This window comes from Nocardia sp. NPDC051570 (genome assembly GCF_044454005.1).
GTDB lineage: Bacteria > Actinomycetota > Actinomycetes > Mycobacteriales > Mycobacteriaceae > Nocardia.
In genome coordinates this window covers 122,443-145,746 of sequence record NZ_JBITDI010000004.1, presented here as the reverse complement: position 1 = coordinate 145,746, position 23,304 = coordinate 122,443, and the positions used below count along the sequence as shown (strand labels likewise).

19 protein-coding genes and 2 pseudogenes are annotated in these 23,304 nt (G+C 68.4%); 13 read left to right on the top strand and 8 right to left on the bottom strand.

Annotated elements, in window-relative coordinates; all coding sequences use genetic code 11:
- The first annotated feature begins 7 nt into the window (after positions 1-7).
- Positions 8-1,888: a GTP-binding protein gene (locus tag ACIA76_RS10930; protein ID WP_397151005.1), complete on the top strand. Its 1,881-nt coding sequence runs from the start codon at positions 8-10 to the stop codon at positions 1,886-1,888.
- On the opposite strand, the gene ACIA76_RS10925 is transcribed toward ACIA76_RS10930, so the two are convergent.
- Positions 1,841-2,443 carry a TetR/AcrR family transcriptional regulator gene (locus ACIA76_RS10925; RefSeq protein ID WP_397151002.1) on the bottom strand — a complete coding sequence of 201 codons (603 nt, stop codon included), beginning with the start codon at positions 2,441-2,443 and terminating at the stop codon, positions 1,841-1,843. The genes ACIA76_RS10930 and ACIA76_RS10925 overlap by 48 nt on opposite strands.
- Before the next feature lie 137 nt (positions 2,444-2,580).
- Here ACIA76_RS10925 and ACIA76_RS10920 point away from each other — a divergent pair, with 137 nt between their 5' ends.
- From ACIA76_RS10920 to ACIA76_RS10910, 3 genes and pseudogenes are all read left to right on the top strand, one after another.
- Complete coding sequence (locus ACIA76_RS10920; RefSeq protein ID WP_397151000.1) at positions 2,581-4,008, top strand: MFS transporter; 1,428 nt, start codon at positions 2,581-2,583, stop codon at positions 4,006-4,008.
- A 109-nt stretch (positions 4,009-4,117) separates the two neighbouring features.
- Positions 4,118-4,324: pseudogene (locus ACIA76_RS10915) on the top strand (2-oxoglutarate and iron-dependent oxygenase domain-containing protein); the annotation flags it as partial.
- A gap of 217 nt (positions 4,325-4,541) precedes the next feature.
- Positions 4,542-5,111, top strand: a complete 570-nt coding sequence (locus ACIA76_RS10910; RefSeq protein ID WP_397150998.1) for a 2OG-Fe(II) oxygenase family protein — start codon at positions 4,542-4,544, stop codon at positions 5,109-5,111.
- Positions 5,112-5,228: 117 nt separating this feature from the next.
- Here ACIA76_RS10910 and ACIA76_RS10905 read toward each other — a convergent pair whose 3' ends face one another.
- Positions 5,229-6,143: an endonuclease/exonuclease/phosphatase family protein gene (locus tag ACIA76_RS10905; protein ID WP_397150996.1), complete on the bottom strand. Its 915-nt coding sequence runs from the start codon at positions 6,141-6,143 to the stop codon at positions 5,229-5,231.
- 314 nt (positions 6,144-6,457) lie between these two features.
- Between ACIA76_RS10905 and ACIA76_RS10900 the strand changes: the two genes are divergently transcribed.
- Together ACIA76_RS10900 and ACIA76_RS10895 are read left to right on the top strand one after the other, a co-directional pair.
- Complete coding sequence (locus ACIA76_RS10900; protein WP_397150994.1) at positions 6,458-7,129, top strand: response regulator transcription factor; 672 nt, start codon at positions 6,458-6,460, stop codon at positions 7,127-7,129.
- Positions 7,126-8,520 carry an ATP-binding protein gene (locus ACIA76_RS10895; protein WP_397150991.1) on the top strand — a complete coding sequence of 465 codons (1,395 nt, stop codon included), beginning with the start codon at positions 7,126-7,128 and terminating at the stop codon, positions 8,518-8,520. Before ACIA76_RS10900 ends, ACIA76_RS10895 begins: the two co-directional genes overlap by 4 nt.
- Here ACIA76_RS10895 and ACIA76_RS10890 read toward each other — a convergent pair.
- On the bottom strand, positions 8,505-9,032 hold the full coding sequence (locus tag ACIA76_RS10890; protein ID WP_397150989.1) for a dihydrofolate reductase: 528 nt from the start codon (positions 9,030-9,032) through the stop codon (positions 8,505-8,507). The two genes, ACIA76_RS10895 and ACIA76_RS10890, sit on opposite strands and share 16 nt — an antisense overlap.
- A 309-nt stretch (positions 9,033-9,341) precedes the next feature.
- Here ACIA76_RS10890 and ACIA76_RS10885 point away from each other — a divergent pair, with 309 nt between their 5' ends.
- From ACIA76_RS10885 to ACIA76_RS10875, 3 genes are all read left to right on the top strand, one after another.
- The gene (locus ACIA76_RS10885) at positions 9,342-10,232 is read left to right on the top strand and encodes a DMT family transporter (protein WP_397150987.1); all 891 of its coding nucleotides are present in this window, start codon (positions 9,342-9,344) and stop codon (positions 10,230-10,232) included.
- Positions 10,233-10,853: 621 nt separating this feature from the next.
- Positions 10,854-12,404: a mannitol dehydrogenase family protein gene (locus ACIA76_RS10880; RefSeq protein ID WP_397150985.1), complete on the top strand. Its 1,551-nt coding sequence runs from the start codon at positions 10,854-10,856 to the stop codon at positions 12,402-12,404.
- Between the two features lie 5 nt (positions 12,405-12,409).
- Positions 12,410-13,099 carry an HAD family hydrolase gene (locus tag ACIA76_RS10875; RefSeq protein ID WP_397150983.1) on the top strand — a complete coding sequence of 230 codons (690 nt, stop codon included), beginning with the start codon at positions 12,410-12,412 and terminating at the stop codon, positions 13,097-13,099.
- Between the two features lie 4 nt (positions 13,100-13,103).
- On the opposite strand, the gene ACIA76_RS10870 is transcribed toward ACIA76_RS10875, so the two are convergent.
- The 3 genes from ACIA76_RS10870 to ACIA76_RS10860 form a co-directional block, all read right to left on the bottom strand.
- On the bottom strand, positions 13,104-13,577 hold the full coding sequence (locus tag ACIA76_RS10870) for an SRPBCC family protein (protein ID WP_397151914.1): 474 nt from the start codon (positions 13,575-13,577) through the stop codon (positions 13,104-13,106).
- Positions 13,578-13,970: 393 nt separating this feature from the next.
- On the bottom strand, positions 13,971-15,257 hold the full coding sequence (locus ACIA76_RS10865; protein WP_397150981.1) for a diguanylate cyclase domain-containing protein: 1,287 nt from the start codon (positions 15,255-15,257) through the stop codon (positions 13,971-13,973).
- 27 nt (positions 15,258-15,284) lie between these two features.
- A complete protein-coding gene (locus ACIA76_RS10860) occupies positions 15,285-16,094 on the bottom strand; it encodes an SAM-dependent methyltransferase (RefSeq protein ID WP_397150979.1) in 810 nt (269 codons plus the stop codon).
- A 200-nt stretch (positions 16,095-16,294) separates the two neighbouring features.
- Between ACIA76_RS10860 and ACIA76_RS10855 the strand changes: the two are divergent.
- Positions 16,295-16,387 (top strand): annotated as a pseudogene (locus tag ACIA76_RS10855) (SAM-dependent methyltransferase); the annotation flags it as partial.
- 62 nt (positions 16,388-16,449) lie between these two features.
- Here ACIA76_RS10855 and ACIA76_RS10850 read toward each other — a convergent pair.
- Positions 16,450-17,235 carry a maleylpyruvate isomerase N-terminal domain-containing protein gene (locus tag ACIA76_RS10850; RefSeq protein ID WP_397150977.1) on the bottom strand — a complete coding sequence of 262 codons (786 nt, stop codon included), beginning with the start codon at positions 17,233-17,235 and terminating at the stop codon, positions 16,450-16,452.
- A gap of 138 nt (positions 17,236-17,373) precedes the next feature.
- On the opposite strand from ACIA76_RS10850, the gene ACIA76_RS10845 reads away from it, so the two are divergent.
- Together ACIA76_RS10845 and ACIA76_RS10840 are read left to right on the top strand one after the other, a co-directional pair.
- A complete protein-coding gene (locus ACIA76_RS10845; RefSeq protein WP_397150975.1) occupies positions 17,374-18,591 on the top strand; it encodes an oxygenase MpaB family protein in 1,218 nt (405 codons plus the stop codon).
- Positions 18,592-18,819: 228 nt separating this feature from the next.
- Positions 18,820-19,599 carry a DUF6319 family protein gene (locus tag ACIA76_RS10840; RefSeq protein WP_397150973.1) on the top strand — a complete coding sequence of 260 codons (780 nt, stop codon included), beginning with the start codon at positions 18,820-18,822 and terminating at the stop codon, positions 19,597-19,599.
- Positions 19,600-19,608: 9 nt separating this feature from the next.
- Here ACIA76_RS10840 and ACIA76_RS10835 read toward each other — a convergent pair whose 3' ends face one another.
- Entirely contained in the window at positions 19,609-21,141 is a 1,533-nt protein-coding gene (locus ACIA76_RS10835) for a diguanylate cyclase domain-containing protein (RefSeq protein WP_397150971.1), read from the bottom strand.
- Positions 21,142-21,552: 411 nt separating this feature from the next.
- On the opposite strand from ACIA76_RS10835, the gene ACIA76_RS10830 reads away from it, so the two are divergent.
- Complete coding sequence (locus ACIA76_RS10830; protein ID WP_397150969.1) at positions 21,553-23,295, top strand: sodium:solute symporter family protein; 1,743 nt, start codon at positions 21,553-21,555, stop codon at positions 23,293-23,295.
- Positions 23,296-23,304 lie beyond the last annotated feature (9 nt).

The window sequence follows — 23,304 nt, the reverse complement described above, 5'->3', positions numbered from 1 at the left end:
GGCGCATATGCCACTTCACCGGACACTCAATATCGGGATTGTCGCCCATGTCGATGCGGGTAAGACCAGCCTGACCGAACGCCTGCTGTTCGACTGCGGAGCCATCGACACGCTGGGCAGCGTCGACGCGGGCACCACGCAGACCGACACCGGCGATATCGAACGACGACGCGGAATCACCGTGCGCTCGGCGGTGGTGTCGTTCACCATCGGGCAGACCCGGATCAATGTGATCGACACCCCCGGACATGCCGATTTCGTCGCCGAGGTCGATCGAGCGCTACGGGTGCTCGACGCGGCCGTGCTCGTGGTGTCGGCGGTCGAGGGCGTGCAGGCGCACACCCGGGCGCTGATGCGCATCCTGCACGACATGCGGCTCCCCGTAGTGATTTTCATCAACAAGATCGATCGACCGGGCGCCCGGACCGACGAACTGCTGACCGAGATCGAGCGGCGGGTGACACCGCATCCGATCGCCATGAACGCCGTGCGTGATCCCGGATCCCGTGCCGCTCGCGTATTCCCCGCAGACCTCGGCAAATGCGCGGAAACCCTTGCCGAACATGATGATTCGCTGCTCGCCCGAATCGTGGACGGCCCGGCGCCCACGCCGCCCGAACTACATGCGGCACTGCGCGATCAGCTCGCCCGCGGCCTCGTCCACCCGGTCTACTTCGGTTCGGCACTCACCGGCGAAGGCATCGACGCCCTGATCCGGGCACTCACCGACCTCCTGCCCATCCCCGAACCGGCCGCCGACGACACCACCCCGCGAGGCACCATCTTCGCCATCGACCGCTCACCGTCGGGCGCCAAAACCGCGTACCTACGGCTGTTCTCGGGCACCGTCGCCGCCCGCGACCGCCTCGAGCTGCACCGCGACGACTACGACGGAACAACGCACCACCACACCGCCCGCATCAGCACCCTGGACGTCGTGGGCCGCCCGTCCTCCCGCCTGACCGCCGGAAACATCGCCAGAATCACCGGCCTGAACGAGGCCCGAGTAGGCGACTATCTAGGCCCCCCAACCGATTCCGACCGACCACACTTCCCGATGCCGACACTGCGCACGAGAGTCCGCGCCCGCGGCGGCTCCCCGGCCGCCCTGCACACCGCGCTCTGCCAACTGGCTGAACAGGACCCCTTGCTGCACACCCGCGTCGAACCCGACGGCACCACCTCGATCCTGCTCTACGGCGAGATCCAGCAACAGATCATCGCGACGACCCTGTCCGACCGATACGGCATCGACCCCGAATTCCTCGCGACCGAACCACTGCGCATAGAACGCGTGACCGGCACCGGCGAGGCCATCGAGGAAATGGGTTATCGCGCAGCGAGTTCCAGCGGATTCTGGGCGACGATCGGCCTGCGCATCGAACCCGGTCCCCCGGGAATCGCCTTCCACTACGAGACTGAACTGGGCGCCCTCCCGCGCGCATTCCATTGCGCCATAGCGGAATCCGTGCACGCCACCCTGCGGCGCGGCCCCGGCGGCCGCCCGGTCACCGACTGCGTCGTCACCCTCATTCGCTCCGGCTTCGCGGGCCCGATCTCGACCGCGGCGGATTTCCGCGCCCTGACACCACTGGTACTCGAACGCGCGCTACGCCGCGCGGGAACCGCTGTGCTCGAACCGATCCACGCCTTCGAGCTCGACCTCCCCGCCGACACCCTGGCCCCGGTGCTGGCCGCCCTCACCGCATTCGGCGCGACCATCGACCATACCGACGCGACCACGACCACCTGGCAGCTGACCGGGACGATCCCCGCCCGCACACTCGACGCCGCCCGACGCCGGCTGCCCGGCCTCACCCGCGGCGAGGCGGGCTGGTGGTCACGCCCGGTCGGATACCGGGAGATCCCGAGAGGTGGTGGTGCGTAACCCGTCCCACGCGACGGCCAGCAGCCGATCGGCGGCCTCTCGTCCCGCGTGTTCGCAGGCCGCGCCGATTCCGTGGGCCAGGCGCAGGACATCGCGCGGCTCGATATCGTCGCGGACCAGGCCCGCGTCCTGGGCCGATCGCAGCACCGCCCCGGCGGCGTCGGCGACCAGGGTCGAACAGAGGGTGAAGGTTTCGGAGTCGCGATCGATCGCGGCCTTGAGGGTGACCGCGAGGCTGCGCTCGTTCATCACGTAATCCACCTGCGCGTGCAGCCACAGCCGCAGGGATTCACCGGGCGGCACGGTGTCGATCAGATCGAACGCACGCCGCGACAGCGCCTCGATGGTCGACCGGTAGACGGCCTCGATGAGCGCCTCCCGATGCGGGAAGTGGCGATACAGCGTCCCGGCCCCGACGCCCGCGCGCCGGGCGATGTCGTCCAGTGGAGCCTGCGGCCCGTGCTCGGCGAAGGCCTCTCGCGCGTACGTGATGATCCGCTCGTAGTTGCGGCGCGCGTCGGCGCGCATGGGCCGCTGCGTCGACGGTGCGTCCACTGCTCCTCCACGGAAAACGACTGGAAACGGATGGCCTCTCCGTTTTAGGCTTGCGTAAACGGAGATCGTCTCCATATGCTATCCCCATCAGAAACGGAGAGTGTCTCCGTTTGGTTCCCTCGCTCGATGGAGTGTCGTTGTCTACTCCCACGATTACCGCTCGATCACGTCTACAGACCGAATCTCCCCGGCTTCGTTCGGGGATCGTGCTGGTCACGCTGCTGACCTGCCAGTTGATGATCGTCCTCGATGTCACCGTGATGAATGTGGCGCTGCCGCGCATCCGGACCGATCTGCATTTCAGCGCGACCGGCCTGTCCTGGGTCATGGACGCCTACATCCTGGTCTTCGGCGGATTACTGCTACTCGGCGGTCGCGCGGGCGACCTGTTCGGGCGGCGTCGGCTGTTCATCGCCGGGGTCATCCTGTTCACCGTCGCCTCGCTGGTGGGCGGCCTCGCCCCGTCGGCCGGTTGGCTGCTCGTGGCCCGGGTCGTACAGGGCATCGGTGGCGCGATGGCCGCGCCCAACACCCTCGCCCTGCTGACCACGACCTTCGCCGAGCCGAAGGCGAGAATTCGGGCGCTGGCCCTGTTCTCGGGCATGTCCAGCGCCGGATTCGCCGTCGGCCTGCTGCTGGGCGGAGTGCTCACCGAATGGCTGGGCTGGCGATCGGTGCTGTTCATCAACGTCCCGTTCGGCCTGGCCGTCGCCGTGCTGGCCCTGCGCTATCTGCCCGATGCGCCGCGTCGGCCCGCGCGGCTCGATCTGCCCGGTGCGGTCACCGCGACCGGGAGTGTGGCCACCCTGGTCTACGGCTTCATCAGCGCCGGATCGGGCGGCTGGGGCACCCTCACGACCGTGGCCTCGCTGACGGTCGGGGTGGTGCTGCTGGTGATCTTCCTGATCGTCGAACGCCGTGCGCCGCAACCGCTTCTGCCGCTGCACCTGTTCACCGACCGCACCCGCGCCGCGGCCTATACCAACATATTCTTCGGTCCGATGGCCGGTATGTCGATGTTCTACTTCCTCGCACTGTATCTGCAGGAGATCCGCGGAATGAGCGCCCTGGCAACGGGTTTCGCCTTCCTGCCGACGGCGGTGCTGATGTTCGCCATGGTCCGGCTGATCCCGCGACTGCTACCGCGCTTCGGGCCCAAACCACTCGCGATGACCGGCACGGTCGCGATGTTCGCCGGACTGCTCCTGCTGACCCGATTGACGACCGACAGCGGTTACTTCCCGCTGTTGCTGGCCGCGATGGTGCTGATGGGTTGCGGTATGGGCCTGGCCTTCTCGCCGCTGAACGTGATCATCATGTCGACGGTGTCCTCGGAGGAGGCCGGTGCGGCCGGCGGTGCGCTGCAGACCCTGCAGCAGACCGGCGGCGCGCTGGGCCTGGCGATTCTGGTGACCGTATTCGGGACCGCTGCGCGCGATGCCTCGGGTTCGGCGGCGCAGGTGCTGGTGAGCGGCATCACCACCGCCTTCGCGGCGGCCGTGGTCATCGCGATCCTGACCTTCCTGGTCGCGCTCACCTTCCCCCGGGTGTCCCGGCCGAACTGATTGGGCCGCAGGGTGTTCCGCCGCACAATGTCGTGCGGCGGGTCCCGGATCGCAATCACCCTGATCCGAAGCCTGTCCCCGCCACCGCGTCCCGGCCTACCATCCGGCCATGACCGCTCGGCTGCCGCTCATCGATATCTCCCGATTCCGCGGCCCCGAGCGGGCCGAATTCCTCGCCGATCTGCGCCACGCCGCGCATGAGATCGGCTTCTTCTATGTCGTCGGCCACGGCGTCCCGGACTCGTTGACCGCGGGCATGTTCGAGGTGGCCCGGCAGTTCTTCGCCCTGCCGCTCACGCGGCGGCTCGAGATCGACAACATCAACTCGCCGCAGTTCCGCGGCTACACCGTCACCGGGCACGAGTACACGGCCGGATCGCCGCGAACAGCTCGATATCGGTCCCGAACGCGAGGCGCTCGAACTCGCCCCGGGCGATCCGGCCTGGCGCCGCCTGATCGGGCCGAATCAGTGGCCCGCGGCGCTGCCGGGACTGCGCGCGGCGACCCTGGCCTGGCAGGCGGAGGCGCTGCGGGTGAGCCGAGAGGTGTTGCGCGCCTTGGCCGCGGCGCTCGGGCAGGACGAGGGATACTTCGACACCTGGTTCGACGAGGAGGCGTCCGCCCACATCAAGATCATCCACTATCCGGGCCGCGATGCCGACGCCGCCGATCAGGGCGTGGGCGCGCATAAGGACTACGGCTATCTGGCGCTGTTGCAACAGGACGAGGTCGGCGGCCTGCAGGTGCAGGGGGCCGAGGGCTGGATCGATGCGGTCCCGGTGCCGGGCAGCTTCGTATTCAATATCGGCGAGATGCTCGAGATCGCCACGCAGGGCTATCTGATCGCGACCCGGCATCGGGTGGTGAGCCCGCCCGCCGGGGTGGATCGGTATTCGGTGCCGTTCTTCCTGGGTCCGCGATTGGATGCGGTGGTGCGACCGCTGGTGCTGCCACCGGAGTTGGCCGCGCAGGCGCGCGGGGTGAGTCAGGAGGCCGACAATCCGCTGCACGCCCAGTACGGTGAGAACGCGCTGCGCGGCTGGCTGCGCTCACATCCGCTGGTGGCTCAGCGCTGGTGGTCCGACGTGGCGCAGCGATCGTGACCGTCGTTCAAGTGCGCACCGACGCGGCCGAAATCCGCAGGGCGCAGGGTTTTCCGCCCCACCCACGCGGCCTGATCCGTCACCCGCCCGCCATCGAGGTGACCGACAGGATCACAGTCACGGCTCGAGGGCGAGGGTCGCCTCGAGTCCGCGATGATCGCTGCCGGGCGCCGCAAGGGCGGCCGATGAGATCGGGCGTAGGCCGCGAGCGAGGATATGATCCGGACCGAGCATCGGAAACCATGCCGGCCACGTGAATTGCGGTCCCCGCCCGGCGGATCGGGTGTCGTGATAGCCGGGCGCGAAGCCCTCCCAATGGCGGTCGGTGGCGGTGGTGTTGAAGTCGCCCAGCACGACGCCGCGTCGGTCACTGTCGGCGGTCAGCTCCTCGGACAGGGTAGCCAGACCGCGGTCGCGAGTACCGCTGGCGCCCAACCGAATCGAGGGCAGGTGCACCACATGGACGGTCAGAGGTCCGCCCGGGACATCCACTCGGGCGCGCAGCCCACGTCGCCAGCCGACCCCCACGTCGACCGGTTCGGTGCCCGAGATCGGATAGCGGCTCCACAGGCCGACCGTCCCTTCCTGCGCGTGATACGGATAGACCCCGGACAACCCCTCTTCGACCGCACCGGCATTTCGCCACGAAACCTCCTGGAGCGCAATCAGATCCGCACCGGTCGCCCGCAGCACCCGCACCGCCTCGCGGGGATCGTCGTTGGCGGCACTCAAGTTCTGCGTCACCACGTTCAGCCGCCCCGCCCCCACTGCCTGCGGACCCGTTCCGGCCCACCACCCTCCGAACGCATACCCCCAAGCCAGCAACGGCACCACCACCGCCGCCACGACGCCGAGCCGCGAACGACAGGCCACCGCGACGAGCACCAATACCGGCACCCCAACCCCCAACCAGGGCGCCACACTGTCCAACAGCACACCCAGCCCACCTACATCCGGCACCCAATCGTGCCCGACCACAAGCACGGCCACCATCGCCGCCGCACCGAGCAGCACCACATCCACGGCCCTCACCCGGCACGCCCTCATCCGAGACATAGCCGCCTCGCTGTGTTGTTCCCGGACAGCTCGATCCCGACCGCCAGCGTCGCGGCATTCACACCGCGGTGCCGCCCCCGATCGCGATCACTACCCGATTGCCCTCGACGCGAGGCGACCCGACCGCATGCCGCGCGGCACCCAGTCGCGTAACCGTCACACCGGCCACCACCGCCACAGCCAGCGGCGATACCCCCCACCCCTGAAACCGTCCCGCACTGCCGTCCACTCATAAGCCCCAGGTTCGCGCCCACGGATGAGAATCCGATGAAAACGTATGATCGGCCACCATGCGCGTCTTGGTGGTCGACGACGAGGCAGCTGTCCGCGATGCGGTGATACGGGCCATGGACAGCGAGGGCTATCAGACCCGCGCGGCCGCCGACGGCGCGGCCGCACTCGCCGAGATCCAACGCTGGCAGCCGGAGGTGGTGATCCTGGACGTGCTGATGCCGTTCCTGGACGGCCTGACCGCCTGCCGGCAACTGCGCGCCCGCGGTGACCGCACCCCGATCCTCATGCTGACCGCCCGCGATGCCGTGGCCGATCGGGTCGACGGCCTCGACGCGGGCGCCGACGACTATCTGGTGAAGCCGTTCGACCTCGACGAACTGCTCGCGCGGGTGCGCGCGCTGGCGCGTCGCACCTACCCCACCGATGGCGCGGTCCTGTCCTGCGCGGATCTGACCATGGACACCAGCGCCCACCGGGTATGGCGCGGTGCGCGCGAAATCGAGCTCACCCGAACCGAATTCGCCCTGCTCGAGGTGCTGTTGCGCAATCATGACCGGGCCCTGCCCCGCGAACTGCTCCTCGACCGCGTCTGGGGCCGCGAGCTGGGCTCGTCCTCGAATTCGCTCGAGGTCTACGTCCGCTATCTGCGCCGCAAGCTCGACATCGACACCGTGCCCCCGCTCATCCACACCGTGCGCGGCATCGGCTATCGGCTCGGACTGTCGTGAGCGGCCGCTCGTTGCGCACCCGGATCGCGGTCTACTTCGTGATCGCGATGGTGCTGGCGCTGGCCGGTATGGGTGTGGCCGCCTACGTCGTGGTCGGCCACGAACTCGGCAGGGCGGTGGACATCGGCCTGCGCCGCGAGGCCACCCGCCTCACCCGGCAGTTCGCCGCCGACCCCGATATCGCGACGATGTCCGGCCCGTGCCGATATCTGGCCGCACCCAGCTGTGTTCAGGTGGTGGCCGCCGACGGCCGCGTCGAATCCGAGCACGAGCCGGGCTTGGCCCTCCCAGTCGACGCCGAAACACGTTCTGTGGCAACGGGTTCCGCACCAGCTCGGTTCGACGATATCGTCTTCGACGGCCAGCGGATGCGGATGTACACCGCCCCGCTGCGCCCCGGCACGGCGGTACAGGTGGCCCAGCGCTCCGATCAGATCGACACCGGTATGCGCCGGGTCGCCCTGGCCTTGACGGCCGCGGCCGCGGTGGGGACCCTGCTGGCGATCGCCGTCGGCCGAATCGCCGCCCGCCGCGCCCTCGCCCCGATCCGCACCCTCACCCGGGCCGCCGAGCGGGTCGCCGCCACCCGCGACCCCGGCAACCCCATCCCGATCACCGGATCCGACGAATTGGCCACGCTGGCAACAAGTTTCAATACCATGCTGGACGCACTCGACCAGGCTCTGACCGCCGAACGCGAATCCCGCGCGGCCCAGCAGCGCCTGATCGCCGACGCCTCGCACGAGCTGCGCACGCCGCTGACCGCCCTGCGTACCAACATCGATCTCCTGCGCCGCGCCGACCGCCTCACTCCCGACCAGCTGGCCGCCACCGCCGCCGCGCTGCACGGCCCCGCGACCGAACTGTCCGGGCTCGTCGCCGACCTCATCGACCTCGCCCGCGCCGACGACCCGCGGGCGCCGGCCGAGCCGTTCGAGGATCTGCGCTGGGACACCCTGGTGGCCCAGCGCGTCGAGGTGGCCCGGACACATTGGCCCGCAGTCGTTTTCGAGACCGACCTGGAGCCCGCGACGATATCCGGCAGCCCCACGCGCCTGGCCCGCGCGGTCACCAACCTGCTCGACAACGCCGCCAAGTTCAGCCCGCCCGATCGGATCGTCCACGTCGAACTGCGCGCGGGCGCCCTGACCGTGCGCGACCATGGTCCCGGCATCGCCGCCGAGGATCTGCCGTATATCTTCGACCGGTTCTATCGCTCCCGCGCGGCCCGTGGCAAACCCGGCCACGGCTTGGGCCTGGCCATCGTCGCCCAGGTGGCGGCCCAGCACGGGGCCCGCGTCAGCGCCGCGACGGATCCGGACGGGGGAGCGGTGCTGCGGTTCGAATTCCCCCGGGCCGCTGGGCTATCCGGCCCTCATTTGCGGGCGTAGCTGCGCAGGACGAAGTCGTCGCGGCCGTTGGCGGAGCGGCGGGCGCCGATGGTGTAGGTCATCATGAAGTCCGCGGCCGGGACCGCGGGAGCGCGGACATCGCCCTGATACGGGGTGTTCAGCTCGGTGACCGCGATGACGGTCGCGAATTCCATGGCCTCGCCCAGGATTTCGCCGCCGCCGAGGACCCAGACCTCCTGGGGATCGGTCAGCGCGAGCGCCTCGGCGACCGAGGCGGCACGCTCGGCGCCCTCGGCGAACCAATCGGGCTGGTGGGTGATCACGATCTTGCGGTTGTTCGGTAGCGGCCCGAACAGCTCCGGTAGCGCCTCCCAGGTCTTGCGACCCACGACGAGGGTGTAGTCGCAGATGGTCTCGAGCAGATGCTTCCGATACTCCGGCAGATTCCACGGGATCCGGCCGTCGGCGCCGATCACCCGGTCGCGGGTCTGCGCCCAGATCAATCCCACGGTCCGCTTGCTGGTCTCGATCGTCTCCGCGCTCGTGCCCATGCTCCCAGAGTAGTAGTCGATACCAGCGCTAACTTTCTCGGTCGTTGCGGGACCGGCGAACAGTGGCCCATCTCACGTCCGATTCGTCCTGGATGGCCCGATGGGCGGGAATCCGAGGAGGCTTGCTCGGCTGTTGCTGTCCCGAGAAAACGTTTTCTCGGGCAGGTATTTATTCCAGATGGAATTGCCGCCCGCCGCCGCCCCTGTTTTCGTGGGCGCTCGGTTGCCGTACTCGTCTGTCATGGTGATCGGCGTGTATCAATTCGTAGTGTGGGCGGGCGTGAGCGGGATGGGGCAGGGGGAGCGGCGGTGACGAGGCGAGGATGGGTGCTGTTTCTGGCCCTCGGGGTGATCTGGGGTGTGCCGTACGCGATGATCCGCATCGCGGTCCGTGACTTCGATCCGGTGGTCGTCGCCGGTGGCCGCACGGCGATCGGCGCGCTGCTGCTGTTGCCGATCGCGTTGTACGGCAAGTCGCTCGGCCCGGTACTGCGGCGCTGGCCGTGGCTGGTGGCCTACACGCTGGTCGAGATCACCGGCCCGTGGTTGCTGCTGGGGCATGCCGAGACGAAGTTGAACTCCTCGACGGTCGGCCTGCTCGTCGCGGCGGTGCCGTTGGTGGCGGTGGTCGTGGTGACCGTGCTGGGGCACGAGGCGTTCGACAGCCGCCGGGTGATCGGCCTGCTGGTCGGCCTGGCCGGCGTACTGGCCCTGGTGGGCCTCGATATCGACCTGTCCGATCTCGGCGCGCTGATCGCGGTCGCGGTCTCCGCGGTCGGATACGCGCTGGGCCCGATCATCATCAATCGCAAACTGGCCGACCTGCCGCCGATGGGCGTGGTCACCGCCTCGCTGGCCCTGGCCGCGCTGCTCTACGCGCCGTTCGTGGCCTGGCGCTGGCCCGCGCGGATCACCGCCCCCGCGGGCTGGTCGGTGCTGGGCCTGGCCGTGATCTGCACGGCCACGGCATTTCTCGTGTTCTTCGCGCTGATCGGCGAGGTCGGGCCCGCGCGCGCGACGGTCATCACCTATATCAACCCCGCCGTGGCGCTGGCGATCGGCGTGAGCCTGCTGGACGAGCCGCTGACCGCCGGTATGGCGATCGGCTTCCCGCTGGTCATCCTCGGCTCGGTCCTCGGCACGGCCCGGTCGCGCCCGCGCGCGGTCGCCGAACCAGAACCGGTCGATACCGTCGGCTGAGCGCACGCGATATCGATACGAATATCCGTCCCGCGGATGCGGATTCATATAAGGAATCCCATTGTCCGACAATTCGACAAAGCATTTGCCGTTCATATGCTGAAGATTTGACGGATTAACCGCGTTCGCGGGCCCGATGTCGCATATGTCCGTACGCATGCTGCCATCGATCCGATTAGCTGGCGACGGTCGCATCTACGGGACCGGATGCCATCGTGCGATGGCATCCAAGGCCTCCTCGCTGGGTGTGTACTGGCCGGTAGGCCAACTTGCAGCGCCTCCGAGTGCGTCAGAGACGGTTGCTTGACCTGCAATTGGCAGCGATACCAAACCGCAAGTCCAGTAAAACCACCAGAATCGGACTCTGGTGAGCAAGGTCACCCATCCCGCATCGCCACCCCTCGAACCGGTTCCGCACACCCCCGATTCCCGCCCCCTGAAATGGGCTTTTACGCCTTGCTTGCGCCCCACCCTGAAATGCTACGAAAACGTTAAGGCGGGCCTCCGAAGGCCCTCGTCGCTCGAAATCTCCGGCGGTCCGGTCTACCGTTTGAAATGTTGCTGAGTCAGTGCTGACCGCAGCTTTGAAAGCAGCTACGAAACCCAGACGGAGGCTCGTGCATGCTTCTGGCACGGAATACCGTTCTCGCCGAACCGGCGTTGACCGACAATTCTGATCCTCATGTGGTTCCCCGCCTGTCGGCGGGCAGACTGGCCGCCCTACCCCCGGCCGTGACCCGGCCGCACTTCGCGCCGCGCAGCCTGACCACCGGCATCGTGCACCTGGGCTGCGGTGCCTTCCACCGCGCGCACCAGGCGCTGGTGACTCAGCACGCCATCGAGAGGACCGGTGACCGGCGCTGGGGCATCGCGGCGGTCGCCATGTCTCGTCCCGACATCGTCAACGCGCTGCGTGCGCAGGACAACCTGTACACCACGCTGCTGCACGACGGCAGCGATGTGCGCGCCGAGGTGGTCGGCACGATCCGCGAGGCCGTTCACGCGCCCTCGGATCACATCGGCGTCGCGCGCCGCATCGCGGATCCGCGCGTCAAGATCGTCACCCTGACCGTGACCGCCAGCGGTTACTGCCTCTCCCCGGCCACCGGCCGATTGGACGCGGGCTGTGATTCGGTGCGCCACGACCTCGAGTGCCGCAGCGATCCGCACACCTCGATCGGCATGCTGGTCGAGGGCCTGGCCGCGGTGCGCCGCGGCGGCGGCACCCCGCCGACCGTGATCAGCTGTGACAACATGACCGCCAACGGACGCCAATTGCGCAGGGCCGTCATCGATTTCGCCGCTCTGCGCGACGGTCGGCTGGCGGACTGGATCGAACGCAACGTGCAGTTCCCCTGCAGTGTGGTCGACCGCATCGTGCAGCCCGCCACCTCGACCGACGCCGCCGTGACGCGAAACTGGCTGGGCGGCATCGAGGATCGCGCCCCGGTCTCGGCCGAGCCGTTCCTCACCTGGACGATCGAGGATTTCGAGGGCGAGCGACCGGCCTGGGAGCTGGGCGGCGCACAGTTCGTCAGCGATGTCACCGACTACGAACTGGCGAAGTTGCGGCTGCTCAACGGAACTCACATGCTGCTGGCCTACCTCGGCGGACTCGCCGGGCACGGCACCATCGCCGAGGCCAGCACCGATCCGGCGCTGGGCGCACTGGCGCGGCAGTTCATGCTCGCCGAGCAGGGTCCGACCGTCTCGCTGGCCGAACCCGAATTGCGCCGCACCGTCGACGATTTGATGCGCCGATTCCGCAATCCGGCCATCCGCCACGATATGACGCGCGTGGGCCGCAACGGTTCGGACAAGATGATTCCGCGCGTGATCGACGCCATGTCGGAGAACATCGCCGCGGGCCGTCCGACCCCGGCCGCCGCACTGTTGATCGCGGGCTGGATACGCTGGTTCGACGCCTGCGGCGCCGACGATGCCGTCATGGAGCTGATCGACGATCGTGCCGACTCGCTGACCGAGCTGGCTCGCACCGCGGATCCGCACCGGCGGGCGAGTGAATTCCTGCGGCGCACCGACATCTTCGGCACGTTGCCCGAACCCCAGCGCGTGGAGCGCGAGGTCGGCGACGCGCTGGCGGAGCTGACCCGTGGGGATGTCACCGGCGCCGTGCGCCGCCGCCTGCTGCCCGAATTCGACAAGGAGTGACGACTATGTGTGCGGACAAACCCGTGCAGGCCGTGGTCTTCGATATGGACGGACTGCTGCTCGATTCCGAGCGGCTGGCCATCGAATCGCTGGCCCTGGCCGGCGCCGAACTCGGCTACGATATGCCGCTCGAGTTCTGCCGCAGCCTGATCGGCATGCCCGCCGACCGCTGCCGCGAACTGGCGGTCGAGGCGTTCGGCGCGGACTTCCCGCTCGACGACTACTTCGCCCGGCACGATATCGCGCTGGCCGGCCTGGTCGACGCGGGCCGACTGGAGACCAAGACCGGTGTGTTCGAGCTACTCGACGAGCTCGACCGCCAGGGGATCCCGCGTGCCATCGCCACCTCCTCCGGCCGCGAGCGCACGGACCACCATCTGGAGGTGGCGGGTATCGCCGATCGCTTCGACGCGGTGGTGACCCGCTCGGACGTGACTCGCGGCAAGCCGCATCCCGAGCCCTACCTCACCGCGGTCGCCGCGCTGGGCGCCGACCCGGAACACACCATCGCCGTGGAGGATTCCCCCAACGGCCTGCGGGCCGCGCACGCGGCGGGCCTGCGCTGCATGCTGATCCCCGATCTGGTGGCGCCGACCACCGAGACGCGCCGAATGGCCCACCGCGTCTACCCGGATCTGCATCAGGTGATCGACTACATCACCACCGCCAACGCGGCCGCCGCGCCCGCGAAGTAACAGCTCACCGCGTCTCGACCGTGCGCTTCACCGCCGCCAAATGGGCGTCGTGCCAAGCATTTCCGCCGAACAGGTCCAGCAGCGGCCGCGCGATCCCGGCATCGGTGTCGACGGCGGTGACCATGGATCGGCGCAGCAGCTGGTGGCCGGAGCCGGTGTCGGTCACCGAGTAGACGACCGTCATGGTGGCGGTGAAATCGCCCAGCCGCGGGGCGACGGTGGTGCGCGAGCTGATCACCCAGCGGCACGGTCGGCGGCAGTTGTCGACCCGCCAGCGCACGGCGAGGGTGTCCGCGTCGAACCCGACCACCTCGGTGAACAGGGTCTTGGCCGGAGCCGGCCCGGCGGCGGTGCGCTCGACGGCCAGACAGGCCGGATGCGCCCGCGGCCAGCGATCGGGATCGGTGACGGTATCGAAGATCGCGTCCGGTGTCGCCGCGATCGCGAGTTCGGATCGGGTCTGGAAGATCCGCGACATTGCCAACCGCCAACTCTCGTACGGGCGCACTAGGTGCGGGCACTGTCGCACGATTTCCGATCTCCGACAACGGCTCCGGGCGCACGTGTGTGGGTCCCCTACCGACGGGTCGGCAAATGCATGGTGAACGGGTCGACCGTCCTATTCGGCCACCCGCCTTGCCGCGCAGCCGTTTGCGCGCCGATCGGCCGGATGCGGCGCCGATGGATGGCATCGGTCGGCCATCCCTGTCGACCGGGAGGTATCCACAATGCCAACACAACGGGTCGAGAGCACTGCCGACGTCGTAGATCTTCTGCTGGAGCAGCACAATCGAATTCGTCGGCTGTTCACCGAACCTGGGCGCTGACAGCCTATTTCGCCACCTCTCCGGTGGCCTCCAAGGCACTGCCGCTAAAGATGCTGCCTCGGCCGATGCCGGGCGGACTTGTTGCGGTACATGGCCGTATCCAGGGTCTGCATGAGATCGTCGACCGCGTCGGGGCTCCGATCGATGAGTGCGGTGCCGATCGAGGCCCCCACCGAGATCGACTGCCCCGCAGCGATGATCGGCTCGGTCAGTCCGGCCAGCAACCGAGCCGACAGATCCACCAGATCCTCCCCGACCGTGCAGTTCTCGATCAGCACGATGAATTCGTCGCCGCCGAGGCGGGCCACCAGCCCCTCCGGCGACGCGGCCGTCCGCAGCCGGCGCGCGACCACCGCCAGCACCTGATCGCCGACGGTATGACCGTGCCGGTCGTTGACCTCCTTGAATCCGTCCAGATCGAGATAGCACAGCCCGATCGGCGGCGTCGCGCGGGACAGCCTGTCGAAGAACAGCACCCGATTGGCCAGTCCGGTGAGGCTGTCGTGATGCGCGTCGTGCCACAGCCGATCCGACAGCGCCTTGCGCTCGGTGATGTCGACCGCGACCCCGACCAGGAAGCGCACCCGCCCCTCGGCGTCGTGCACCGCCGACATGGACAGGTCGATGACGGTGAGGCCGCCGTCGGGACGGGTGTGCAGAGTCTCCAGCCGGAACCGGTCGATGCGGCCCGCCAGCAGCTGCTCGAATTGCGCATAGGCGTGGCCGATATTGGCCACGCCGAGCACATCGGCGACCGATCGCCCCGGAATCTGTGCCACGGGGACGCCGAGCATCTCGGCCAGCGCCGTGTTCACATCGAGTACGGTCCCGTTCGTCACATCGATGGTCCCGATGCCCACCGACGCACCGGCGAAGATCGCCGCGAACCGGGCCTCCGACAACTGCCGCTGCGCCTGCGCCTCCTGCGCGGCCGCGAGCGCCGCGGCCAGCGTCACTTCCTGTTCGGTCAGTGCCGCGGTCCGCAGCGCGGCGGTGAATCCGGCGGCGAATTCGGCCGCGAGGGTGATCGCGCGGTCGCGGATGCGGTCGAGATCGGGTTCGGTTCCGGTGGGGCACAGCATCGCGACCATATCGCGGCAGATGAACGCGACCGATCGGCTCACCGCCGCCTCGTCGCGATAGTTGACCGCGACCAGGGTCGAGGCGGCCAACCGGGCCGCATCGATGCCAGCGGTCCCGCGCAGGGCCGCGAGCAGTTCCTCGCCGAGCCCGGCGAGCAGGGCCTCGATCTGGGTTCGCGTGAGCGTGGGGGCCACGACGCCGTCGAGGACGCCGGCCCAGCGCACCGCCAGCTCGTACGAACCCACCATGGCCCCTCTGCTAACCCGTTACCCCGCTCAGACTTTGCGTCCGACGCCCGCCAAACCGAGTGAGCGGCCCGGTGCCTCGTGGAGGTCGCGTTCGGATTCGGGATGCCACAACGGTAGTTCGACCACACCGGGTTCCACGAGCTCCCAGCCGGTGAACATCGCGGTGATGGCGTCGCGGTCGCGGAACCGAATGCCCGTGCGGCTCACGGTGGCCGAGTTGCGGCCCAGCTTGGCCGCGTCCTCGGGCCGCTGTGCGGAGGTCAGATGCGAGATCGCCACATGACTGCCGACGGCCACCGCCTCGTGCAGTGCCGACACCATCTCCGCCGGCCGCTCCTCGTCCTGCAGCAGGTGCAGGACCGCGACCAGCAGCAGGCCCACAGGCTGGGCGGGGTCGATCAGCCCGGTCTCGCCGGCCCGGGCGAGCAGCTCCTCGGGATCGCGCAGATCCGCCTGGATCGCATCGGCTTGGTCGTTGTCGCGCAGCAGCGTTCGCGAATGCGTCACCGCGACCGGGTCGATATCGACGTAGAGGACCCGGATCCGCGGATCCAGCGACTGCGCCACCTCGTGCACGTTACCCGCGGTCGGGACGCCCGAACCGACGTCGAGGAACTGGTGGATTCCGGCGGCGGCCAGGTATCGCACCGCCCGGCGCAGGAAGGCCCGATTGCTCAGCGCCAACCGCGGCAGATCCGGAACCAGTCTCTTGGCCGCCTCGGCGGCACTGCGATCGACCTCGAAGTTGTGCGAACCGCCCAGCAGAGCGTCGTACATTCGTGCCGGGCTCACCCGTGTCATGTCCACGCCCTCGGGCGCCCATGCCGGCCTGTCCACCAGTTGAACCCTTCTCACGCTTGCCGATCGAGTCGCCACAGCCCGGCGACCCCGACCCTGCGGATGGGTTCCCCTGTTCACCCGCACAGGTGTATTGCGCATCGTAGTCCCGCCCGCCGCGCGCCGAGGGATCGATCCCGATCTTCCTCCCGGACCCCCGAGGGCTGCGTTGCTAGTCTCGGAGCGTGGGCGCCGAGGACATCGAGCAGAACACCGTACCGGACCATACGGCCGTGCGAACGGCGCTGTGGCGGGCCCTGCACATGCGGGCCGATCCGCCGCCGCATGTGCTCGCGGGCCCGACGCTATCCAACAACTCCACCACACACTCGAATTCTCGGATGCCCTCTCAGGCTTAGACCAGCTTGATCGAATCCAGCACGCGCGCACCGAGTTCCGCATCGCCGGTCACCGCCACCGCACACGCCCGCCACGGCATCCGCCGGGTGCTCCACTGCGGGAATTCCAGTGTCAGCCCGGCGATATGGGCCGCGGCCCCCGCGGCCTGCCCGGGCCGCACGCGCAGCCGGCCCGCGCGGTGTTCGATGCGCCAGGTGCCGCCGCCGGGCCCGGTGAGTGTCAGCGCGACCGGAGCGTCGAGCCAGCTCAGCGCCTCCCGATGCGAGCGGGCCAGCAGCGCGGTCAGCCAGGCCATGACCGCCGTCATCCGCCGCGGATCGGTGGCGGGCGGCGGACGGTCCAGGGCGGGGGCGATGTCGTGCCGCAGATGGGTATGCCAATCGAAGACGAACATCGCGGGCAGGATTTCCAATGGATGCCAGCCCAACTCACCGAGCGGCAGACGAATCAGGCTGGGCCCCGGCACGGTCAGCACGGCCAGCGCCCGGCAGCCGCGCGCACTCCAGGCGGAGAAGTCACTCAGCAGATACTTCGTGGTGTGCGATCGGCGATCGTCCACGAGTCGATCGTTGAGGCGCTCCACATCGCGGGTGGTCAGCATCGCCGCCATGGCTGGAGTGACGAGGGCACGGGCCGTGATGGTCATATGCAGCAGCACATCGCCGACCGACCAGCCGGGTGCGGCGCTGGGCGCCGCCCATTCCTGCGCGCCGAGGTCGCGACAGAACTCGAGCACGGCCCGGCGTTCGTCACGCATCGCGAGTAGGTGTGGGGAACTCATGAGAGACGGAGGCTACCCGGTCGATGTGTCGTTCCGATGACCGCGACCAGGTCTTGACTCGATGAGAGAGTCATGTCTACATTGTTTCATGTGACACGCCGCACACTGCTGTGCGGGTCGGCTCAAAGGAGAGCAGCGATGAAACCCACCATCCCCGGTCGGCATCCGGCATCGCCCCGAAAGGTTCCGGGCCTGCGCCCGTTCGCCCTGTTGATGGGCATCGGCGCACCATCCGCCCGACAGTGGGATGCCTTGGGGGAGGCGCTGCTCGTCGGCGACGAGCCGATGGACCGCCTGGTCGAGTGGATGTACGCCGACGGCATGGACCGGACGCGGCCGCTGTTCGAGCGGGCGCTCGCCGAGGGCATCGCGGCCGTGCCGGACGCGCCGGAACCGTTGCGCGAGTTCTTCGTTCGCTACGAGACCCCGCCGGATTGGGTGGACTGGGACAAGATCCGCCGCGCCGAGCGGGTGTTCCGCATCGGCGGCACCGACGGTCTCTACATCGCCCGCGACGTATCGCTGCTGGGCGGCTATCTGGCCTCCGGATTCAACAAGACCCTCGTCCGCACCGGCGCGCTGGAGAAGGGTCCGGCCAAGCGCTTCGCCGAAACCCTGCAGTGGGCCCTGGATGTCACCTCCGACGACGGTATGCGGCCCGGCGGCCTCGGTTACCGCTCGACCATCCGGGTGCGGCTCATCCACGCCTTCGTGCGCAGACATGTGGCGGCGCAGCCGGATTGGGACCATGCGGAGTGGGGTGTGCCGATCAATCAGACCGATATGGCCGCCACCCTGGTCGGCGCGCTGATCTCGCCGTTCGTCGGCGCCATGCCGATGGGCATCGTGCCCACCCGCGCCGATCTGGACGCCGGTGCGCATCTGACCCGCTATGTGGGCTGGCTGATCGGGGTGCGAGAGGAGTGGCTGCCGAACGGTTTCCGCGATTCCGTGCGCATCCTCTACCACTGCATGTGCGCGATCACCAATCCCGACGAGACCACGCCCCAGCTCGCGATGCCCATGGGCGACGACCCGCTGGGCTGGCACTATCGGAACTTCCCGGCGCTGCGCGGCCGGATCGCCCGCGCCCAGCACCTGTCCATCGCCAGCGCCTTCCTCGGTCCGAAGGCGATGCGTCATCTCGGCCTGCCCGCCCATATGCCGCCCTGGTATCCGCTGCTGCGCATCCCGGTCAACCTCACCCGAAGTGGTGCCGCATTGTTGCTGCCCGGCGGGACCGATCGGGCGGCCGCGCGCGGCCGCCGCGATCAGGAGGCGTTTCTGCGCACCCTGATCGGCGATCAGGAGGCCGTCATCGGTGCGTCGGTCCGGCATGTGAGCCACGCGGCCTGACGATCAACCCGCAGGTGACCCCGACTAGGGGTAAATGCGGCAACCCGCAGCGCGCAACGCGGCGAGCCCCTACGATCCATCTGGCTGTACAGGTTCGAACAGTGCTGTAGCTCAACGGTTGCCGGGGCAGGTGGCGTAGCTCGGAGAAAGCGGACGATGTGGACTTGTCGGTGTCATGGGGCATGCTCTTGACACGCAGATGTCTATCGATCCCGTCCGGAGTACACCATGTCGCCCCGTGGAACCAAGCCACAACCGCTGTCCGACACCGAGATTCGGCAGATCACCGCGGAAATCGCCGGTGGTCGGCCCCCGATGGTGTGGTTCACCGCGGCGGCTGTCGGCGTGCCCGAGGGCCGCTCCGGGAAGGTGGTGGCGCTCGGTGATCCCGCCGAGGGCGACTTCCTTCAGGTGCGGCCCACCGGGTCCAAGGATGTGCTGTCGTTCTCGCCCACCGAGGTGACGCTGACCAAACCGGCCCGCCGCACCACGCCCGGGCAGCCCGCGAAGCAGACCAAGGCAACTAGGAAGGACACCGCAGTGACCATGCCGTCGACCGTGCCCACGTCCGTCGCTCCGTCGCCGACGCCCCCGAGCCCCGCCCCGGCGAATCCCGATGTCGCCGAGCCGAAACCGGCCTCGGGTCCCGCGTCGGCCGCGGACAAGTCCGCGACCCCCGCCGCGAAGCCGAGCGCCCCGCGTCCCGCCAAGGAGAAGACCACCCCCGCCGCGCGCAAGGTCAAGGCGCCCGAGGTCACCGTCACGCTGTCCGGCACCGCCGACGGCGAATGGACCGTCGACGTGGTCAACGGCAAGAAGCGCACCGTACGCGGCCTCGCGGTCTCCGGATCGGCCGTCGCCCAGGCGGCCAAGCTGCTGCATCCGGAGGTCGCCGAGGTGGTCGACTCGGTCCTGGAGTCGGTGCGAACGACCCAGCGCGCCAAGGTGGAACAGCTGCAGTCGGAGTTGGAGCAGGCCCGCAGGATGCTCGACGACCTGTCCACCTAGGCCGGGTCCTCAGACCGCGGTCTCCCGCCGCCACCCGCGTCGTCCGCTGTCGGCATGCCCGTGCAGGCGCATATCGTCGTGGAACACGTAGCCCAGCGCATAGGCCTTGGCGTGGTACATCGCCGAATCCGCCTCGCGCAGCAGGTCGTACGCGGTGGCGTCGGCGCTGCGCGGGCCGCCGCAGGCGATGCCGATGCTGGCACTGATCGACACCTCGCCGACCGACAGCTCGAACGGGATGGCGAAGGCGGCGAGCAGGCGTTCGGCCAGCACGGTCGCCTCGGTGCGGTCGGCGGCGCTGAGCACCACGAACTCGTCGCCGCCGTAGCGGGCGGCCATATCGTCGCGCCGGATGACGCGCCGAATGCGGGCCGCCGCATTGGCGATCAGCTCATCGCCGACGGTGTGGCCGTGCGTATCGTTGATCGCCTTGAAGCCGTCCAGGTCGAGAAACAGCATGCACAGCGTGCGTCCGGCCCAGCGTTCGTGCTCGCGGGCCGGCATGCGCAGTAGGGCCGAACGATTCAGCAGGCCGGTGAGCATGTCGTGGTCGGCCTGATACTGGGCGCGCCGCTCGCTGCGGGCGCTGCGCACGATCGCCCGCTCGCTGCGCACGAGCACCCCGATCAGCAGGACCGCCAGCAGCGACGAGACCACCAGCCGATCGATACTCCCCAGCCGGGCGCCGACGGTCGGCACCAGCGACGCCACCACCAGCGCCACCGCGATCACGCTCGCGCGGCGGCGGGACCGCTGCGCCAGCACGCGGCGCGGCCGCCCGAGGGTGACCATGGTCGGATGCAGGGCGGCCAGCCCGAGCATCACATACGCGAAAAGCATGGGGATCAGCAGCAATTCGTGATCGGGCCGCAGCGTTCCGGCCGCGCGCAGCCCGCGGCCGAGGTCGGAGACCAGGATCGCCAGCAGGCTCGCATGCACCAGCCGCAGCGAGATCTCCGACCGGTTCGACGCCACCACCGAATGGGTGACCAGCGTCAGCAGCACGGCATCGATCACCGGATAGGCGGCATCGACGAACATCCGGCCCGTCGTCCCGGTCGCATGTTGCAGCACCGGCGAGATCAGGAATGTCCAGGACGCCAGCAGCGCGCCCAGACCGATCAGTCCCGAGTCCAGCATCTGATCCTGCGTGCAGCTGTGATCGCGCCGCGGCCGCAGCCACAGAAACGCCGCGACACCCACGAACGCATAACCCGCCAGCGTGGCCACGTCCTGGAACGGATGGGCCCGCCGGCCGATATCGTCGCGCAGCACGGTGCCGAGTGCGAACAGCAGTGCGGACGCGGCCAGCGAGTACCAGGCCGACGGCACCGGCGGCCGATGCCGTCGCACGCCGATGCCGATCATCGTCACCGCCGCGATCGCGACCCCCGTCGTCACCACGATCGCGGCCCGATCGAAGATCAGCGGTAGCGCGATGGCCGCCGCGCCGAGCGCGGCCAGCATGGTGCTCCACAGTTTTCGAGGCGGCGCGCCGACCAACTGCCGGGTGCCTGCCGCGGGCAATTCACCGAAAAACATTTCAGCCCCCCTGTCCGCTTCGTGAATCGTGCACAGCGACTGTCACGTTCGCTCGCCCGACCGGCCGTTCGTCGCAAACGTGAACGAGAGGTGTTGTACGAACAGACGTGCCGACGGACGCGCCGTCGCCAAGATCTGGACAACCGACTTGATCATGTCACGAAAGGCCGTCCCCGTGGCCCATTTTCCGGGCGACACGCTGGGCCTTTCTGCCCGGAAACGATCGCTGCGCCATCAATGTCCGGTCTATCCCGACCCGGGCGGTCCTGCCAGCCCAAGGAAGTAAGGGCGGGCCATTCGTAACTGACACACGAGACCTGTCCGAACCGTCCCTGTGAGCGCTAACAACCCGCTAGGATCCGGACACGGCCCGACCGGTCATCCGACTGATCCCCGCGACAGGAGAGCTGTATGCCGCCCGCTGCTGCGCCCCCAGGACATTTCGATTCGGTGCTGGTCGGGGGCCCGGCACATTCCGTGCTGGCCGAAGGCGCCACCCTGCGACTCGATGCCGCCCCCGTCGACTACGCGCTGGTCGCCATCTACTTCGTCTTCGTACTCGGCATCGGAGTACTTGCCCGCCAACGGGTCTCGTCGAGCATCGACTTCTTCCTGTCCGGCCGTTCGCTACCGGCCTGGGTGACCGGCCTGGCATTCATCTCCGCCAATCTCGGCGCGGTCGAGATCATGGGCATGTCCGCCAACGGCGCGCAGTACGGCATGCCGACCATGCACTACTTCTGGATCGGCGCGGTTCCGGCCATGCTGTTCCTCGGCGTGGTGATGATGCCGTTCTACTACGGCTCCAAAGTCCGCAGCGTGCCGGAATTCATGCGGCGGCGCTTCGGCACCGGCGCGCATCTGGTGAACGCGATCAGCTTCGCGCTGGCCCAGGTGCTCATCGCGGGCGTGAATCTGTATCTGCTGGGCTCGATCCTCGACGTGCTGCTGGGCTGGCCGCTGTGGCTGTCGGTGATCGTGGCCGCGGTGATCGTGTTGTCCTACATCACCCTTGGCGGTCTGTCCGCGGCGATCTACAACGAGGTGCTGCAGTTCTTCGTGATCGTGGCGGCGCTGCTGCCGCTGACGCTGGTCGGCCTGCATCGCATCGGCGGTGTCAGCGGCCTGAAGGACAAGGTGGGCGCGCTGTCCGACGGTTCACAGCAGATCCACTCCTGGCCCGGTAATGAGCTGTCCGGCTTCGGAAACAACATCCTGTCGGTGATCGGCATCGTCTTCGGCCTGGGCTTCGTGCTGTCGTTCGGTTACTGGACCACCAACTTCGTCGAGGTGCAGCGCGCACTGGCCACGCATTCGATCTCCGCGGCCCGGCGCACGCCGATCATCGGCGCGTTCCCGAAGATGTTCATTCCGTTCATCGTCGTCATCCCCGGCATGATCAGCGCGCTGCTGGTGCCCCAGATCCGCGAGTACAAGGCGACCGGCCACGGTGACGTCACCTACAACCAGGCGCTGCTGTACCTGATGAAAGACGTTCTGCCGAACGGACTTCTGGGTGTCGCGCTGGCGGGTCTGCTGGCGGCGTTCATGGCCGGTATGGCGGCCAACATCTCCGCCTTCAACACGGTGTTCAGCTACGACCTGTGGCAGCAGTACGCGGTCAAGGACAAGCCGGACGGCTACTACCTGACCTTGGGGCGCCTGGCGACGGTCGGCGCGACGGTGATCGCGATCGGCACCGCGTTCATCGCCGGGAACTTCTCGAACATGATGGACTATCTGCAGACGCTGTTCTCGTTCTTCAACGCGCCGCTGTTCGCCACGTTCATCCTCGGCATGTTCTGGAAGAAGATGACCCCGACCGCCGGTTGGGTGGGTCTGGTGTTCGGAACCCTGTCCGCGGTGGTGGTTTTCATCCTGCACCAGTCGCATGTGTTCACCCTGTCCGGCCAGGGATCGAGCTTCCTCGCCGCGGGCGTGGCGTTCGTGGTCGATATCGTGCTCAGCGTCGTGGTGAGCCAGGTGACCACGCCCAAGCCCGCCGCCGAACTGGTCGGGCTGGTCTACTCGGAGACACCCAAGGATCAGCTCAACGATCCCGACGCCGCCTCGCTACCGTGGTACCAGCGCCCGGTCCTGCTCGCCGGAATCGGCCTGGTCATCGTCATCGTGCTGAACATCGTCGTCGGATAGGAAGTGACA